Consider the following 15,465-nt stretch of genomic DNA (forward strand, 5'->3'; position numbering starts at 1 on the left):
AAGATCGAGCAGATTGAAAAGAGCAACCCTGAATGGGGTGACCTTTTCGAGCAGATCAACTGACCGCCAGCGATCCCAGCTTTCGCTGGGATGACGGGGAAACAAGGTGTCTGCTTCCCACCCACAACCGGCCATAAAGTGCCAAGTGAAGATCGCCCGAAAGCGGCCACCCTCTCTGGCGACCAATGGTCGCGCAGCGACCGCAAGGCCGCCGAAACGTTCAAGTGCCCGCCCGTAGCTACGCGACCTTCAGGTCGCATGAGCGAGGATTTCGCGCTCTCGGACGCGAGTGCGGAACAACAAAGACTCCCCCCACCCCACAAAATTGACGATACGCCCCGCGCTCCCACTCGGCTATCCCCTTGGGCAGAACCGCAACCAGGGAGAGGTGCGCTATGGATCTGGGACTCAAGGGCAAGAAAGTCATCATGAACGGCGGGGCGCATGGCCTTGGCCTGGCCTCGCTCAAACTGTTCGCAGCCGAGGGCGCGGATGTCGCGTTTTTCAGCCGCAAGGAAGACAAGATCGAGGCCGCCAAGGCCGAAATCGACGCTGCCGGGCCGGGCAAGGTTTTCGCTGAGGTGTTCGACATGGCATCGGGCACCGAAGCCTATCAGGCATGGCTGGAAAAGGCCGTGGCCGAACTCGGCGGGTGCGATATCTTCGTTCACACCGCCAGCGCCTCGGGCACCGGTGGGGCGGGGGACTGGCAGGCCTGCCTCGACATGGACCTGAAAGGTGCGGCCTTCGCGGTCGAGACGCTGACGCCTTATCTTGAAGCGTCGGACACCGGCTCGATCGTAATGCTCTCCTCTACCGCCGCGCTCGAAACCTTCATCGCGCCCAACCCCTTCAACGCGATCAAGGCCGCGCTGATCACCTATGCCTCGCAGCTGTCACAGGCCTATGCCGCCAAGGGCATCCGGGTGAACACCGTCAGTCCCGGCGCGATCTATTACAAGGGCGGCAACTGGGAAGTGATCGAGGAGCACATGAAGCCATTGTTCGACGGCACCCTCGCCAAGATGCCGATGGGCCGCTTCGGCAACCCCGAGGAAGTGGCCAATGCGATCGTCTTCGTCGCCAGCCCGGCGGTGCCTTACATGACAGGCACGAATCTGGTGGTGGACGGCGGCTTCACCCAGCGCGTTCAATTTTAAGAGCAAACTTCCGTTCGCCTCGAGCGTAGTCGAGAGGCTTGGTGCGGGGTGTCTCGACTTCGCTCGACACGAACGGAAATCTGAGAGGTAACAGATTCATGGCCCAAATCGCCAAAGAGATCGACCGCGACAAGCTGCTCGACATCTATACCCGCACGATGAAGGTGAACCGCACCGACGAGAAATTCCGCGAGCTGCTGATGGGCGGCAAGGTGGCGGTGATGTATTACTGCGTGCGCGGGCAGGAGCTGGTTTCCGCCGCGGCCGTGGCGGCGCTGGAAAAGGACGATTACGTCGTCTGCACCTATCGCGGGCAGGGCGAGCAGACCGCCAAGGGCATCCCGATGGAAAAGTGGTGGGGCGAATGCCTCGGCAAGGCGACCGGCACCTGCAAGGGCAAGGGCGGCACCATGCACATCACCGATCCCGAAACCGGAATCATGGTCACCACCGGGGTGGTCGGCAGCGGCCTGCCGATTGCCAATGGGCTTGCCATGGCGAGCCAGAACAACGGCGATGGCCGGGTAACGCTGGTCAGCTTTGGTGACGGGGCGGCCAATATCGGCGGATTTCACGAAGCGATGAACATGGCCCAGCTTTACAAGCTGCCGGTGATCTTCCTGTGCCAGAACAACCGCTATGGCGAACACACCGCCTATGCCGATCACACCGACAGCCGCAGCATCGCATCGCGCGCCGAAGGCTATGGCATGAAGGGCGTGACGGTTGACGGCAATGACGTGCACCAGATCTACCCGGCGATGCAGGAAGCCGTCGCCCGCGCCCGCGCCGGTGAAGGCCCGACGCTGGTTGAGGCCATGTGCTACCGCATGATGGGCCACTTCTTCGGATCGGACTTCAGCTACATGCCGCCCGAACATATCGAGGAAATGAAGGCGGAAGATCCGCTGCCCAAGCTGCGCAAGGTGATGCTGGAACACCAGTTCACTGAGGAAGAGCTGGATGCCGTCGTGGCCGATATCGACGCGCAGATCGATGCGGCCGTGCAGCACGCGCTCGACGCGCCGCTGCCGGACACTGATGAAATCTACAAAGACGTGCTGGAGGAGACCGCCTGATGGCCCAGATCACCATGACCCAGGCGCTGAACCTCGCCATCGACGAAGCAATGGCCGATGATGCGGGCGTGTTCTGCCTTGGCGAGGATGTTTCGGCCAAGCAGGGCGGCGGGGTGTTCAAGGTCACCTCGGGCCTGACCGAAAAATATGGCGAACATCGCATCCGCGCGACGCCCATTTCCGAAACCGCGATCATCGGCGCGGCGGTTGGCGCGGCGCTCGCCGGGCAGCGGCCGATTGCCGAGATCATGCTTATGAACTTCGTCGGCGTGTGCATGGACCAGATCGTCAACCACGCCGCCAAGCTGCGCTTCATGAGCGGCGGGCAGACCCCCTGCCCGATCGTGATCCGCACCACCACTGGTGTCGGTGTGGGCTTTGGTGGCCAGCATTCCGATATGCTGGAGGCGTGGTTCGCGCACGTCGCGGGCATCCATGTCGTCACCCCGTCCAACGCCGCCGATGCACGCGGACTGATGCGGGCGAGCATCGACGCCAATGATCCGGTGATCTTCATCGAGAACATCCTGTGCTACGGCCTCAAATCCGAAGACCCCGGCCCGGGTTACCGCGTGCCGCTGGGCAAGGCCGCGGTGGCGCGGGAAGGCACTGATATCAGCCTCATCACCTATGGCCGCACCGTGCTCGATGCGCTCGAAGTGGCGAATGATCTCGCCAAGGAAGGCATCAGCGTCGAGGTGATCGACCTGCGCACCATCGCCCCCTATGATGAGGCAACCGTGCTGGCATCCGTGCGCAAGACCGGCCGTGCGATCACCCTGCATGAAGCGGTGCGCCCGTTCGGCACCGGAGCGGAACTCGCGGCCAATATTCAGGAAAAATGCTGGGATGATCTCAAGGGCCCAGTGCGGCGGATCGGCGGGACGTTCTCTGCGGTGCCGTTTGCCACCCACCTCGAACAAGCATGGATTCCGCAAAAGTCGGACATCGTCGCACAGATCAAAGCATCGGTAGGTAAGCTCTAGAATGGCATCTGAAATCCGCATTCCCAAGCTCGGCATGAGCGCTGTCGAAATGACCCTCGTCGAATGGATGTTCGGCGATGGCGAAGCGGTGGAGAAGGGCGACATCATCTACACGGTGGAAACCGACAAGAGCACGACAGAAATCGAAGCGCAGGCCAGCGGGGTCATCCGTCCCACGGGCGAGGAAGGCGCGGTCTACAAGGTCGGCGATCTGATCGGGATGATCGAGTAGGGCTGGAGCAAGTGGCTAGTCCGAGAGAGATGCTCGCTGCCATCTATGCCGCAGCGGGTGCGCGCGACTGGGACCGGGTGGAAAGCCTGATCCATCCCGATTTCGTGTTGTATGAGGCGAACTCGCTGCCCTTTGCGGGCGAATGGCGCGGCAAGGACGCGCTGCAACGCTGCGCCGCGGCGATGTATGGCACGTGGGCAGAGGCCAGGGTCGACATCCACGACATCACCGGCGGCGATACCCACGCGGTGGTGGTGCTGACGCTGACGATGCACCCCAAGGATGGCAGCGCGCCTTTCAGCCAGACCGTGTGCGAGGCGGGCAGTTTCGAAGACGGCCTGCTCAAGAGCTTGCGCATCCACTATTTCGACGCCGCCGAAATCGCCGCGCGAGCGTAAGGCGGACGGGCACAAGGCGGCAGGGCATTCGGCAGCAAAGTGCCAGCAAGCTTTCGCTTTTGGAAAGATGTTTCTATCAGGGTGACGAAACTTCAATTCCAAGAAAGAATCTGATGACAGATGCCGACTGCGCAGAAGGTGCAGAAACTGCTGCGCTCGATCCGCGAATTCTCATGCGTGAACTCAGGATTTTTGCCGAGGCCCACCCCGGGCGCAGCTTCTGGGAGCTCGCCATCACCGTGGTTCCCTTTATGGGCATCGTGGCTCTGATGCTGTTTGCAGTTCAAGCCGGGCACTATCTGGCGCTTGCGCTGGTGCCCTTGGCAGGCCTGTTCCTGCTGCGCATTTTCATCATCCAGCATGATTGCGGCCATGGCGCGTTCCTTCCCGGCCGGATCGGCAATGACTGGACGGGGCGGGCGCTGGGCGTGCTCACCTTCACGCCCTATGATTGCTGGAAGCGTTCGCATGCGATGCATCATGCCAGCACCGGAAATCTGGATGCGCGCGGATATGGCGACGTCGACACGCTCACTGTGCGGGAATTCCAAGCCGCCAAGCGGTCACAGCGGCTGCTTTATCGTCTTTATCGCCATCCGGTCGTGCTGTTCGGGATCGGGCCTGCCTACCTGTTCCTGCTGCGCCACCGCTTGCCGATCGGCCTGATGGACAAGGGGGCGATCTACTGGGTCAGCGCCATGGCGACCAACCTTGCCATCATCGCGATCCTTGGGGGGCTGGCCTACGCCTTCGGCCTCGGCACGACCACACTGGTTGTGCTGCCGGTCTTGCTCGTTGCGGCTTCGCTGGGGGTGCTGCTGTTCTATGTCCAGCACCAGTTCGAACACGCGCACTGGGACGACACGGATAACTGGTCGTTCCACCAGGCGGCGCTTTACGGCAGTTCGCATCTCGACCTTGACCAGCCGCTGCGCTGGTTCAGCGGCAATATCGGGGTGCATCATGTTCACCACCTTGCAAGCCGCATACCGTTTTATCGCTTGCCTGAAGTGCTGGCGGCCAATCCCGATCTGCACAACCTGAACAGGTTCACGGCGCGAGAGACACTGGGGCCGCTCAGGCTGGCACTATGGTCGGAAGATCAGCGCCGGATGATCACCTTTCGTGAAGCATCGCGAGGGATTTCCGGCGTCGCGGCCTAGCTCTGCCGATCCAGCCATGCCCGGCTGGTGCGGGCAACTTCACGCGCGCGTTCGGCAAGGTCGGGGAAGGTTTCGCGCAAGGCGGCTGAACGTTCCTCGACCGCCAGCGGCAGGTGGCCGGGCAACGTGTCCACCATCGCGGCCAGCGGCAAACCGCCTTTGCCCAGCGGCATCCGGCGGTTGATGGCATCGTCGATGATCGCATCGAAATTCATAAGGTCAGGGCCGTCCGCAGGCGCATCGCAGGGCTGGCAGTAAGACAGCCATTCGTGCGGGATCGCCGCAAGGTCTTCAGCGGTTCCGCCCGATCGCGCCCAATGCAGCGTGTCGATGAGCAGCGCCTTGGCCTCGCCTTCGATGGCTTCGAGGATGGTGCTGGCCATGTGGATCGTCTTCACTTCGGTGAAGATGCCGAATTCGAGATTGACCCGCACACCAGTGCCTTGCGCCCGGTCAACCATCGCCTGAAACTTGGCCGTCGCCGCCGCCATGTCGGGATCGCTGGAAACGCAAAGCAGGTTGCGCGCGCCCAGCTCGGCGGCGATGTCGACCAGCTCGGTGAGCCACGGATCGGGCGGGCCGGGCATGATCCATGCGACCTCCAGATCGAGCAATTGCACGCCAGCGTCCCGCGCCTGTCGGCGGATGGCGCGGGTGGTGGCCGAGGTCCATGTTTCACGCTCGGCCCACATGCCGCCGAAGTCGAATTCGGACGCAGCGGCGCATTCGATGAGTTGCGAAGGGGTGGCCTCAGGCATGATCCCGGCGGCGAGCGAGATCAGTCGGTCAGGCACCGGGAGCGGTTCCCGCAGGGATGCCGCGACCAAGTCCGCACGGCACCTGAGCGTGCTTTTCGGTTCGCATCAGCCTGAACCGAAAACGCATCACAACGTCTGGCCATCATCCAGCACGAAATCCGTGCCCGTCACGAACTCCGACGCGTCGGAACACAGGAACAGGATCATCGCGTCCAGCCCCTCCTCGCCCATCAGCCGTCGCTTGGGAAAGCGGGCGATCTGTTTCCTGCCGGGTTCGGTATCGAACCACGCATCATTGATTGCGGTGCGGATATAGCCGGGAGAGATAGTGTTGACGCAGATTCCGGCCCGCGCCCATTCCCGCGCCAGGGTGCGCCCCGCCTGCACCACGCCCGCCTTGGACGCGGCATAGGCGACGAGGCCGGGGGAAGGTTCGAAGGCGGTGATCGAGGCGATCATCACGATCCGTCCCCCGGTCACCCCATGCGCCATCATCCGCTTTGCGCCCTCACGCGCGGTCAGGATCGCGCCCTTGAGGTTGATGGCGAGGGTCTGTTCGATCTCGCCTTCGGAGATCGAGGTTGCCATGCCAGCACCGTCCACGCCCGCATTCGCAATCACCGTGTCGACCGGGCCAAAGGCCGCCTCTGCCGCGTCGAACCCGGCGATGATATCCGCCTCACGCGCGACATCCATGCCGATCGCGGCGGCATTTGGCCCGATTGCGCCTGCCAGCGCCTCCAGCCGGTCCTTGCGCCGCGCGCCAAGCGCGACCTGCGCGCCGCTGGCCGCGAGAATCCGTCCAAAGCGCGTGCCGAGGCCGGATGATGCACCGGTGATGAGCGCGGTGCGCCCCGTCAGTTCAAAGGAAAAGCCCATGCCCGATCATTTAGCCGCCGGCAGCTCTCCGTCGATATATTTCTTCAGCGTGGTCTGGAAATGCCGCACCCGGCTGTCCTGATAATGGCCCAGCTCCATCTTGCCTTCCTTCATCGTCTTCATCCCTTCCTGCACGAAGGGCAGGTTGGCCATGTCCTGATCGAACACATTGGCAAGCTGCGGCCCCATGATGTCATTCGCCCAGGCAAAGGGTTCGTCATCCGGGATATAGGTCGGTGCGACTGCCCGGGGGCGTTGCTCGCCCTTGGGGGTGGGAAACAGCAGGCGGATTTCCATGATGCACCAGTCAGGCGTGTCGCCGGGCAGCCAGCGGTACACCAGCGTCGGCAGAAACCCGATCCACGGCGAGAAATTGGGGAAGATATTATAGGTGAAATTGTCGAGAATTTCGGTGTCCGAAGCGTCCGAATAATCATGGCCGTAATTCTCGGCAAAGCCCTTGCGCCCCGCCTCCGCGAGGATTTTGCGTGCGCCGAGCGGGTCGCCCGCGTCGTAGGCTTCGTCCGGGCCTTCAGTGGCGTTGAAGCGGCGGTTGGTGCGTGCATCCTGCCCGCCCGAGAACTCGTTCATCTTTTCGAGAACGTAGTCGGAGTTCTTGCCCTTCATATGCGGGCTGAGCACGCCCGACGGCGTGATCGCGCGATTGAAGTGATCGCCGATCAGATCATACCGCGTATTGGCATCGCCGAGGAAGGCGAGCAGCTGCGGGTGGGTTGTGACCGAGTGCCATGCTTCCATGAAAGCTTCGGCGGTAGCCTTCCAGTTCGCGGGGATCTTCTTCTGCACCCACATCCCGGTGTAGCGATTGCCGAAATCATAACGTTCGTAATGGTTTGCCGCCGGGCCAAGCCAGGTCTTGAAATCGGGCAGATCGTGGTTCTCGGTCAGCATCACGAAGCCTTCCCACAGCTCGATGCGGGCTTCGGGCAGGCTCATGTCCTTGTCTTCGAGGTGCTTGAAATCCCACGCGCAGGGAATTTCCTTCAAGGACCCGTCATTGCGCCAGGTAAAGCCGTGGAAGGGGCAGCGCAGTTGCACTGAATTGCCGCTTTCGGTGCGCAGCTTGCGCCCGCGGTGGAGGCAGGCATTGTAGAACGCCTTCACGCCGCCGTCCTTCTGGCGGATCAGCAGGAAGCTCTTGCCCGCGATTTCGAACACCACGCTATCGCCTGCATCGGGCAGCTCATCCTCGCGCGCGGCGAACAGCCAGACATTGGGCCACATTTTCTCGCGTTCAGCCTGCGCGAACTCTTCCGAGATATAGGGCGCCACCGATAGGGGATCGTCGCCCATTTCGATGGTCGTTTCCTCGAACAGATAGTCCGGCGGACGCCGGGTGTCGCCGTTGAGCATGTCGGTATAGCTGATCCCCGGGCAGCGGTCAGCGCGGGCAATGTCCTTGATCTCGTTCATCGGGCCTTGCGTCCTTTCGGGTGGTCCCCGTTCTCATCCTCGCACTTTGTGCAGTGTTGCGAGCTGAGAATATCACACAGGTTCGCCCCACGGTCACCCTAGCGGATTGGAGAGGAATATGGCGCTCAGCGGAAAAATCGCGGCTCTTGGCGACATCATGCAGCTGGCCTTCGTGCCGGAGGATTTCGACGCGGCGGTGGCGCACTGGACGCAGACCATGGGTGTCGGGCCGTTCTTCCTGATCGAGGGCATCCACCTTGACAGCATGAAATATCGCGGCGAGCCGACAGATGCGGTGTTCGATCTCGCGCTCGCTTATTGGGGCGATATCCAGATCGAACTGATCCGCCCGCGCGATCATCATCCGTCGATCTATCGCGGCGAATATGGCGCTACCGGCAACGGGCTGCACCACGTGTGCATTCTGGTCGATGATATCGCCGAAGCGCGGCGGGTGTGTGCCGAGGCCGGCGCGGAGGTGGTGATCGAGGGCACCTTCGGCACGAGCGGGGTGATCTATGTCGATGCCGGTGGCGGGCCGGGGACGCTGGTGGAGATCCTCCAGCAGGCCAAGGACGGGCCAGACCTGTTCGGGATGATCAAGGCCGCGGGCGTGGGCTGGGATGGCAGCGAGCCGCTCAGGAAGCTGGGGTAAGATTCCTTGTGTTCCGCACGCCATTCGGCGCGCGAAATCCTCGTTCATGCGTCCTGAAGGCCGCATCGCTGCGGTCGCTAGCGCGACCGAATTCAGAGCATAGACGCGAAGTAAGCGCTGACCGTCGGCGCAGCCATCGCGAGCGCACGCGCGCGTTCCCTAATCAGACGCGCCCAGATACCCCAATTGCCCCGCCTTGAAGATCGTCTGCGCACGGTTGACCGAGTCCAGCTTCTCCCCAGCGCGGTGGATGTGATAGCGGATCGTGGCGTGTGACCGGTTGAGGATCATGCTGATTTCCTTGTCGGTCTTGCCGATCGCGGCCCAGCGCAGGCATTCGACTTCGCGCTTTGACAGCACGCAGTCGGACGGGATCCGCCGTTTGGTGCGGTTGGCCTGGACATAGCCTGCGACAAAGCGGCGCGTGACCATTGCGAACAGCGCACCATATTCGGCGAATTCGCCCGACAGGTCTTCCTTCTCGCGGTCCATGCTGATGAAGCTGCTGGCAGAGATCTGGCCGAACGGCAGGTGGACGGGAACCACGATCGCCGCCTTGCAGAGCGAACGCTTTTCAAAGTCGGCGAGGTCGATCTCGTCGAGGTAGCAATTGCGCCAGCGGGTGTTGAAGCCGCGGGCATTGATCCAGAAGGGTTCGCTTTCATAGCGGCAGGCGCGGGGCAGCGGCGAATGCAGCGCAAGGCGATGATCTTCCCACCAGCGCGCGCCGTCATCCAGCCAGCGGAAAATGTCGGCATTAAGGATCGTGCCGTCGGCATCGACCATCGGTTCCTTGGAGGAAATGTCATCGCATACGGCGATCTGCATCCCGCGTTCCTGCGCGATTCGGGCGAGGTTAACGGCGGCATCGTGAATATCCTCGGGACAGGTGATGGTCACCTGTTCGAGCAATAGTTCAAGCGATTCACGGCCTTGCGGTGTCCGCAGCTCGACAACATTATGGGCCATTGCGTGCCTGGCTCCTCTCATTTGTTTTTTCGAATCGGGACACTAGCGCAATTTTTCGCCATGTCCTCTCCAATTACGTAGGGGAAACAGTGTGGCCTGGGGGCTAGCGAAAATGACAAAGGAGTATGTCGGACATGGGTTTTGAGGGCGCGAATTTCGGGTTGGCGGTAAAGCAGCTGGCGCAGGCCATCGCGCCAGAGCGCCCCGCGCTGGTGCATGGCGCGCGGATCGTAAGCTGGGGCGAGCTGGATTCCCTGACTGACCGGATCGCTGCAGGTCTTGCGGCGCGCGGCCTGAAGCCGGGCGATATTGCAGGCCAGATGCTGCGCAACACCCCCGATTATCTGCTCGCCTATTTTGGCTGCGTGAAGGCCGGGGTGGTTCCGGTGAATGTGAACTACCACTACAAGACCCGCGAACTGGCCGATATCTTCTCCCGCTTCGGGCTGAAGGCGCTGTTCACGGAGAGCGATTTCACCGAAGTCGCGCATGAGGCGATGCCGGAAGGCACGCTGACCGTGGATGTCGGCGGATCGGATTGGGGCGCGCTGTGCACCCATGATCTGGCCGCGGACTTCGCTGTTCATGCCGATCCGCAGGCGCTGTTCCTGACCGCCACCGGCGGCACCACCGGGATGCCCAAGGCGGTGATGTGGCCGATGGCAGAGGCGTGGCAGGCGTTCAGCATTGGGGTGTGGCAGCGCGGGCCGGGCCTCCCGCCCTTTGTTGCCGCCAGCCTTGATCAACAGGCCGCCGAAGCCGCCACCATCGGCCCGGATCATCCCGCCAGCAGCTCGCCGTTGCTGCTGCTCAGCCCGCTGATGCACGGGGCGGGGCAGTTCACCGCTGTCATTCACCTGCTGAAGGGCGGCACGCTGGCGCTGTTGCCCGCGCCCAAATTCGATGCCGATCTGGCGCTCGACGAGGTAAGGCGGATCGGCGCGCGGGGCATCTTCATCGTCGGGGATGCCTTCGCCCTGCCGCTGGCTGACAGGCTGGACGCGCGCGGCGACGGGGCCGAGGTGCTGGCAAGCCTGCGTTCGATGACGTCATCGGGCGCAGTTTTCTCGCCCGCGCTGAAACAGCGTTTGATCGCGCATCATCCTGCGCTGATGATTATCGATGCGCTCGGTTCGTCGGAAAGCTCGGGCACGGGGATTGTCATCACCACCGCGCAGGGATCGACAGGGGGGGGCAAGTTCCAGCCCTTGCCGGGGCGCGAGACGAAACTGTTCGACGAAAACCTCAAGGAGATTCCCCCCGGCAGCGACGGTGTCGGCATCGTGGCGCGCACCGGCCCGCTGCCGCTGGGCTATCTTGGCGAGGACGAGAAGAACCGCCAGACCTTTCCCGAAATCGGCGGCAAGCGGTGGTTGATGACCGGCGACCGCGCGCGCTGGGCGGCGGACGGGACGATGGAATTCATCGGCCGCGACAACATGTGCATCAACACTGGCGGCGAGAAGGTTTTTCCCGAGGAGGTCGAGGCGGTGTTGCTCGATCATCCGGCGGTGCATGATGTGCGCGTGGTGAGCCTGCCTGATGCGCGCTTCGGCAGAAAGGTGGTGGCGGTGATCGAAGCCGAAGGCGATGCGGCGCAAGACGGGCTGGCAGATACGCTCGATGCCCATGCGCGCGAAGGGCTGGCGGGCTACAAGATCCCGCGTCTTTATCTGTTCACCAAAGGCTCGCTCCGCCTCAACAACGGCAAGCCCGATTACAAGACCGCCCAGGCGCTGGCAGACGCGGCGGGCGCGCAATAGCGCTGGCCCGCCTCGGGCTCGGGACGGCGGCTGCGGCCGTTCATTCCCCGGATTTGCGCCATTTGCGATGGGCGACCCGGATGATGGGGGCGCCGCAGTGCCGGCAATGGCCGGCATAGCGCGATCCGTCCCACTTGACGTCCCTGCGCTGCGGCTCGTGGCGGCCCGTGGTGCAACCGATAAGGGAAATGAAGGACATGGAGGGGTTGCCCCGGTTTCAGGGTTGGAGGTTCTGCTATGCGAAGTCCGCGAACGATAATCGGCCCGGCGACCCGATTTGCACCGGTCACGCCGCGGGCGCGCCATTGTCCGACGCGCCGACGTAGAAATACATAGGTCAAATGGCTTAAGCGTGTGTGACAAGGCATCGCCCTTGCCCGCTGCCGATTTGCGCGCCATGGCGCAGACATGGCGACGCATGATGCATCAGGGCAGACGCATGACGTGGTGATCATCGGCTCGGGCGCAGCCGGGCTGACCGCAGCGCTCGCGCTGGCTGAAACCAGGCGGGTGCTGGTGCTGGCCAAGGGTTCGCTGACGGGCGGATCGACCGCCTGGGCGCAGGGTGGGATTGCCGCGGTGCTCGATGCCGGCGACACTTTCGACAATCACGTGCGCGATACGATGGTGGCTGGTGCGGGGCTCAACGATCCTGACACGGTCGAATTCGTGATCAGCCGCGCGCCGCAATCGATCGACCGGTTGACCGAGCTGGGCGTGCCGTTCAACCGCGAAAGCGGCGATCTGCACCTGACGCGCGAGGGCGGCCATTCGCACCGCCGGATTGTGCATGTCGACGATGCAACCGGCTGGGCGGTGCAGGAGGCGCTGCTGCGCGCGGCCGAGGCCAACCCCAACATCACCCTGCTGCCGGGGCGCACCTGCATCGACTTCATCACCGACCGCCACCGCGAGCAGTTCTCGGCTGCGGGCCGCGTTTGGGGCGTCTATGCCCTCGACGAGGAAAGCGGGCGGGTCGAACGCCACGTGGCGCGTGCCACCATCCTTGCCACCGGGGGCGCGGGCCGCGTCTACCAGTTTTCCACCGCCCCGCGCGGCGCCACCGGAGACGGGATCGCGATGGCGTGGCGAGCGGGCGCGCGGGTTTCCAACATGGAAATGATGCAGTTCCATCCGACCTGCCTGTACAATCTCGACGTCAAGAACTTCCTGATTACCGAAGCCGTGCGGGGTGAGGGCGGGCATCTTCTCCACCCCGAAACAGGCCGCCGCTTCATGGTCGATTACGATCCGGAGCGCATGGAGCTGGCCCCGCGCGATGTGGTGGCCCGCGCGATCGACGATCAGATCAAGCGTTTCGGCCTCGATTACGTGCACCTCGACATCAGCCACCAGCCGGCTGATTTTGTGAAGGGGCATTTTCCGACGATCCACGACAAGTTGATGACCCTCGGCATCGACATGACGGCGCAGCCGATCCCGGTCGTTCCGGCGCAGCATTACACCTGCGGCGGGGTGGTGGTGGATCTGGATGCGCGCACCGACATTCCGGGGCTATGGGCGGCGGGCGAATGCACCGAAAGCGGGCTGCACGGCGCGAACCGGCTGGCGTCGAACAGCTTGCTCGAATGTTTCGTGTTCGGCGAGGCGGCGGCGCGCGATATTCTGGGACGCTGGGACAGCCTCGAAGCGCCGCCTGCAATCCTGCCATGGGACGAAAGCCGCGTCGCCGATTCGGACGAGGAAGTCGTCATCAAGCAGAACTGGACCGAAATCCGCCGCTTCATGTGGAACTATGTCGGGATCGTGCGCACCACCAAGCGGCTGGAACGCGCCGCCAGCCGGATCGACCTGCTGATGCGCGAGGTCGACGAATATTACGGGGCGTTCAGGGTGACGACGGACCTGATCGAACTCAGGAACCTGCTGCAATCGGCCCAACTGATCGTGACCTCCGCGCTGCGGCGCAAGGAAAGCCGCGGGCTGCATTACACGCTGGATTATCCCGAACTGGCGGATGAGGCGAAGGATACGGTGCTGGTGCCCTAGCCGCCATGGCAAGCGCCTCTGGAACAACGAGGTTCTGTCGGGGTTCATCTGATGCGTTCTAGCCAAGCGTGCCGACCATTATCCGAGGGCGCCCCCGATGAAGAAAATCCTCCCTCTTCTTTGCCTTATCGCGTTGATCCCGCAGGCAGCAACCGCCCAGGACCCCGCCGCATCCGAAAATTCCATCGTCGTCACCGCCCAGCGTTCCGGCGCGCCGATGTGGACGATTGATACGCCCACTGGCACGATCATCCTCGTCGGAGAGATCCGCGCGATCCCCAAGACCACCCCGTGGCAGCCTGACCGATTGAAGGATGCCACCGCCGAAGCGCAGCGGGTGATCCTTGGCGCGCGGCCCAAGATTTCTCCGGGTGATGTGCTGCGACTGATGTTCAGCGGTTCCAAGTTCACCAAACTGCCGGACAAGACCGAAGCGAGCAAATATCTAAGCGACGCGCAATGGGCGCGGCTGGCAGCGCTGGGCGAGGCGCATGACGAGGATTATGCCCGCAAGAGCTTCCTGCTCACCTCGTTCCAGATGCTGCGCAAGGAACTGCGCTTCAACCGCGACACCACCGATGATGCTTCTGATGTGGTCAAGAAGGCCGCTGACAAGGCCGATGTGCCGATTGAACGCGCCGCCACCTTGCGCGGCGAGGATCTGATCGACAACCTCGCCGAAGCCGAACCTGCGGCCCACATCCCCTGCCTGACCGCGGCGATGGATGCGGTTGAGGCTGGCCCCGATATCGTCGAACAGCGCGGTGCGGATTGGCGGCGCTATGATATTCCGGCGGTGATGGCGAACCCGCTCGAACAGGCACTGGGCCAATGCTGGCCATGGGCGGACGAGACGCTCGGCAGCGAATTGCGCACGATCTGGGTGGAAGCGATAAACCGCGCGCAGGCTGAACCGGGTGTTACGCTTGCCGTGGCGCCCTTGCGCGTGCTGGCTGAATCCGACGGCGTGCTTGACCGGCTTGAAGCGCAAGGCCTCGACATCTCCGGCCCGGCGTGGAAGTAACCCTCGCAAAGCACCAGTGCGAGAGGCCCGATCACCAATGCCCACCATCACCACCTCCAATACCGGGATCGAAATCTTCTACGAGGACCACGGAGACCCCTCGAACGAGGTGATCCTGCTGGTGATGGGCCTTGGCGCGCAGCTGACCTTGTGGCCGGATGAACTGGTAGAAGCGCTGGTGAGCGAAGGCTACCGCGTGATCCGCTATGATAACCGCGACATCGGCCTGTCCCAGAAGATGGAAGGCGCGCGCGCGCCCGGCCTTGCGATGCAGGTGCTGCGCAAGAAGATCGGGTTTCCGGCCCGCGTGCCCTATACCCTTGCCGACATGGCGCATGACGGGATCGGCCTGCTGGACGCGCTGGAGATCAAGGCGGCGCATGTCGTGGGCGCATCGATGGGCGGAATGATCGCGCAGCTGATGGCGGTGCATCACGGCCCACGCTTGCTCAGCCTCACCTCGATCATGTCGACCACCGGGAATGGCAAATTGCCGCAGGCCGAAAAGCACGCGATGGACGCGCTGATCGCGCCGCTCAAAAGCATGGACGAGGAGGCGCTGGTTGCCCACGGGCTCAACGTCGCGCGCAATATTGGCAGCCCCGGCTTTCCCTTCGATCCTCACCAGCAGCGCGAAAAGGTGCTGCGCAATGTCCGCCGCAGTGTCTATCCGCCGGGCCTTCCGCGACAGCTCGCCGCGATCATCGACGATGGCTGCCGCCGTTCACGCCTCGCCGATGTGCGCGTGCCGAGCCTCGTGCTGCATGGCGAGGATGATCCGCTGGTCAAGCTTGAGGCGGGCGAAGACACTGCGCGGGCGATCCCGGGCGCACGGCTGGTGACGATCCCCGGCTGGGGCCATGACATCCCGCCCGAACTGATCGGGCAGGTCGCAGGCGAGATCGTGACCCACGCGCGCGGCAGATAAGCCGAACAGGATCTAGGCAGCACAGGA

Annotated in this window: 16 protein-coding genes; 11 read left to right on the forward strand and 5 right to left on the reverse strand. The window is 63.2% G+C overall.

The window, feature by feature from the left end:
- A partial coding sequence (locus BUA05_RS14870; RefSeq protein WP_218587360.1) for a hypothetical protein occupies positions 1-186 on the reverse strand: 186 nt, incomplete at its 3' end.
- A 209-nt stretch (positions 187-395) separates the two neighbouring features.
- Between BUA05_RS14870 and BUA05_RS12145 the strand changes: the two genes are divergently transcribed.
- The 6 genes from BUA05_RS12145 (at position 396) to BUA05_RS12170 (ending at position 5,018) form a co-directional block, all read left to right on the forward strand.
- A complete protein-coding gene (locus BUA05_RS12145) occupies positions 396-1,160 on the forward strand; it encodes an SDR family NAD(P)-dependent oxidoreductase (RefSeq protein WP_072675292.1) in 765 nt (254 codons plus the stop codon).
- Positions 1,161-1,258: 98 nt separating this feature from the next.
- Complete coding sequence (locus BUA05_RS12150; RefSeq protein ID WP_072675293.1) at positions 1,259-2,239, forward strand: thiamine pyrophosphate-dependent dehydrogenase E1 component subunit alpha; 981 nt, start codon at positions 1,259-1,261, stop codon at positions 2,237-2,239.
- Positions 2,239-3,225, forward strand: coding sequence for an alpha-ketoacid dehydrogenase subunit beta (locus BUA05_RS12155; protein WP_072675294.1), 987 nt, complete (start codon positions 2,239-2,241; stop codon positions 3,223-3,225). The genes BUA05_RS12150 and BUA05_RS12155 overlap by 1 nt, the downstream gene beginning before the upstream one ends.
- A gap of 1 nt (position 3,226) precedes the next feature.
- Positions 3,227-3,457 (forward strand): biotin/lipoyl-containing protein, encoded by a 231-nt coding sequence (locus tag BUA05_RS12160; protein ID WP_072675295.1) that lies wholly within the window; start codon positions 3,227-3,229, stop codon positions 3,455-3,457.
- 29 nt (positions 3,458-3,486) lie between these two features.
- Positions 3,487-3,855: a nuclear transport factor 2 family protein gene (locus BUA05_RS12165; protein ID WP_072675296.1), complete on the forward strand. Its 369-nt coding sequence runs from the start codon at positions 3,487-3,489 to the stop codon at positions 3,853-3,855.
- A gap of 113 nt (positions 3,856-3,968) precedes the next feature.
- Positions 3,969-5,018, forward strand: a complete 1,050-nt coding sequence (locus tag BUA05_RS12170; protein WP_084662662.1) for a fatty acid desaturase — start codon at positions 3,969-3,971, stop codon at positions 5,016-5,018.
- Here the strand turns inward: BUA05_RS12170 and BUA05_RS12175 are convergent.
- The 3 genes from BUA05_RS12175 to BUA05_RS12185 all read right to left on the reverse strand — a co-directional run bounded on the left by BUA05_RS12175 (position 5,015) and on the right by BUA05_RS12185 (position 8,089).
- Positions 5,015-5,812 (reverse strand): sugar phosphate isomerase/epimerase family protein, encoded by a 798-nt coding sequence (locus BUA05_RS12175; protein WP_086616556.1) that lies wholly within the window; start codon positions 5,810-5,812, stop codon positions 5,015-5,017. The two genes, BUA05_RS12170 and BUA05_RS12175, sit on opposite strands and share 4 nt — an antisense overlap.
- A gap of 90 nt (positions 5,813-5,902) precedes the next feature.
- The gene (locus BUA05_RS12180) at positions 5,903-6,655 is read right to left on the reverse strand and encodes an SDR family NAD(P)-dependent oxidoreductase (RefSeq protein ID WP_072675297.1); all 753 of its coding nucleotides are present in this window, start codon (positions 6,653-6,655) and stop codon (positions 5,903-5,905) included.
- Between the two features lie 6 nt (positions 6,656-6,661).
- Positions 6,662-8,089 (reverse strand): aromatic ring-hydroxylating oxygenase subunit alpha, encoded by a 1,428-nt coding sequence (locus BUA05_RS12185; RefSeq protein ID WP_072675298.1) that lies wholly within the window; start codon positions 8,087-8,089, stop codon positions 6,662-6,664.
- A gap of 118 nt (positions 8,090-8,207) precedes the next feature.
- On the opposite strand from BUA05_RS12185, the gene BUA05_RS12190 reads away from it, so the two are divergent.
- A complete protein-coding gene (locus BUA05_RS12190) occupies positions 8,208-8,744 on the forward strand; it encodes a VOC family protein (RefSeq protein WP_072675299.1) in 537 nt (178 codons plus the stop codon).
- Between the two features lie 159 nt (positions 8,745-8,903).
- Here BUA05_RS12190 and BUA05_RS12195 read toward each other — a convergent pair whose 3' ends face one another.
- On the reverse strand, positions 8,904-9,713 hold the full coding sequence (locus tag BUA05_RS12195; protein ID WP_072675300.1) for a helix-turn-helix transcriptional regulator: 810 nt from the start codon (positions 9,711-9,713) through the stop codon (positions 8,904-8,906).
- Positions 9,714-9,847: 134 nt separating this feature from the next.
- Here BUA05_RS12195 and BUA05_RS12200 point away from each other — a divergent pair, with 134 nt between their 5' ends.
- From BUA05_RS12200 to BUA05_RS12215, 4 genes are all read left to right on the forward strand, one after another.
- Complete coding sequence (locus BUA05_RS12200) at positions 9,848-11,476, forward strand: AMP-binding protein (RefSeq protein WP_072675301.1); 1,629 nt, start codon at positions 9,848-9,850, stop codon at positions 11,474-11,476.
- A 408-nt stretch (positions 11,477-11,884) separates the two neighbouring features.
- Positions 11,885-13,486: an L-aspartate oxidase gene (gene nadB, locus BUA05_RS12205; protein WP_072675302.1), complete on the forward strand. Its 1,602-nt coding sequence runs from the start codon at positions 11,885-11,887 to the stop codon at positions 13,484-13,486.
- Between the two features lie 97 nt (positions 13,487-13,583).
- Positions 13,584-14,510 (forward strand): TraB/GumN family protein, encoded by a 927-nt coding sequence (locus tag BUA05_RS12210; protein ID WP_072675303.1) that lies wholly within the window; start codon positions 13,584-13,586, stop codon positions 14,508-14,510.
- A gap of 37 nt (positions 14,511-14,547) precedes the next feature.
- A complete protein-coding gene (locus BUA05_RS12215) occupies positions 14,548-15,438 on the forward strand; it encodes an alpha/beta fold hydrolase (RefSeq protein WP_072675304.1) in 891 nt (296 codons plus the stop codon).
- The last annotated feature ends 27 nt before the right edge of the window (positions 15,439-15,465 follow it).

Source organism: Erythrobacter sanguineus, assembly GCF_900143235.1.
Lineage (GTDB): Bacteria > Pseudomonadota > Alphaproteobacteria > Sphingomonadales > Sphingomonadaceae > Erythrobacter > Erythrobacter sanguineus.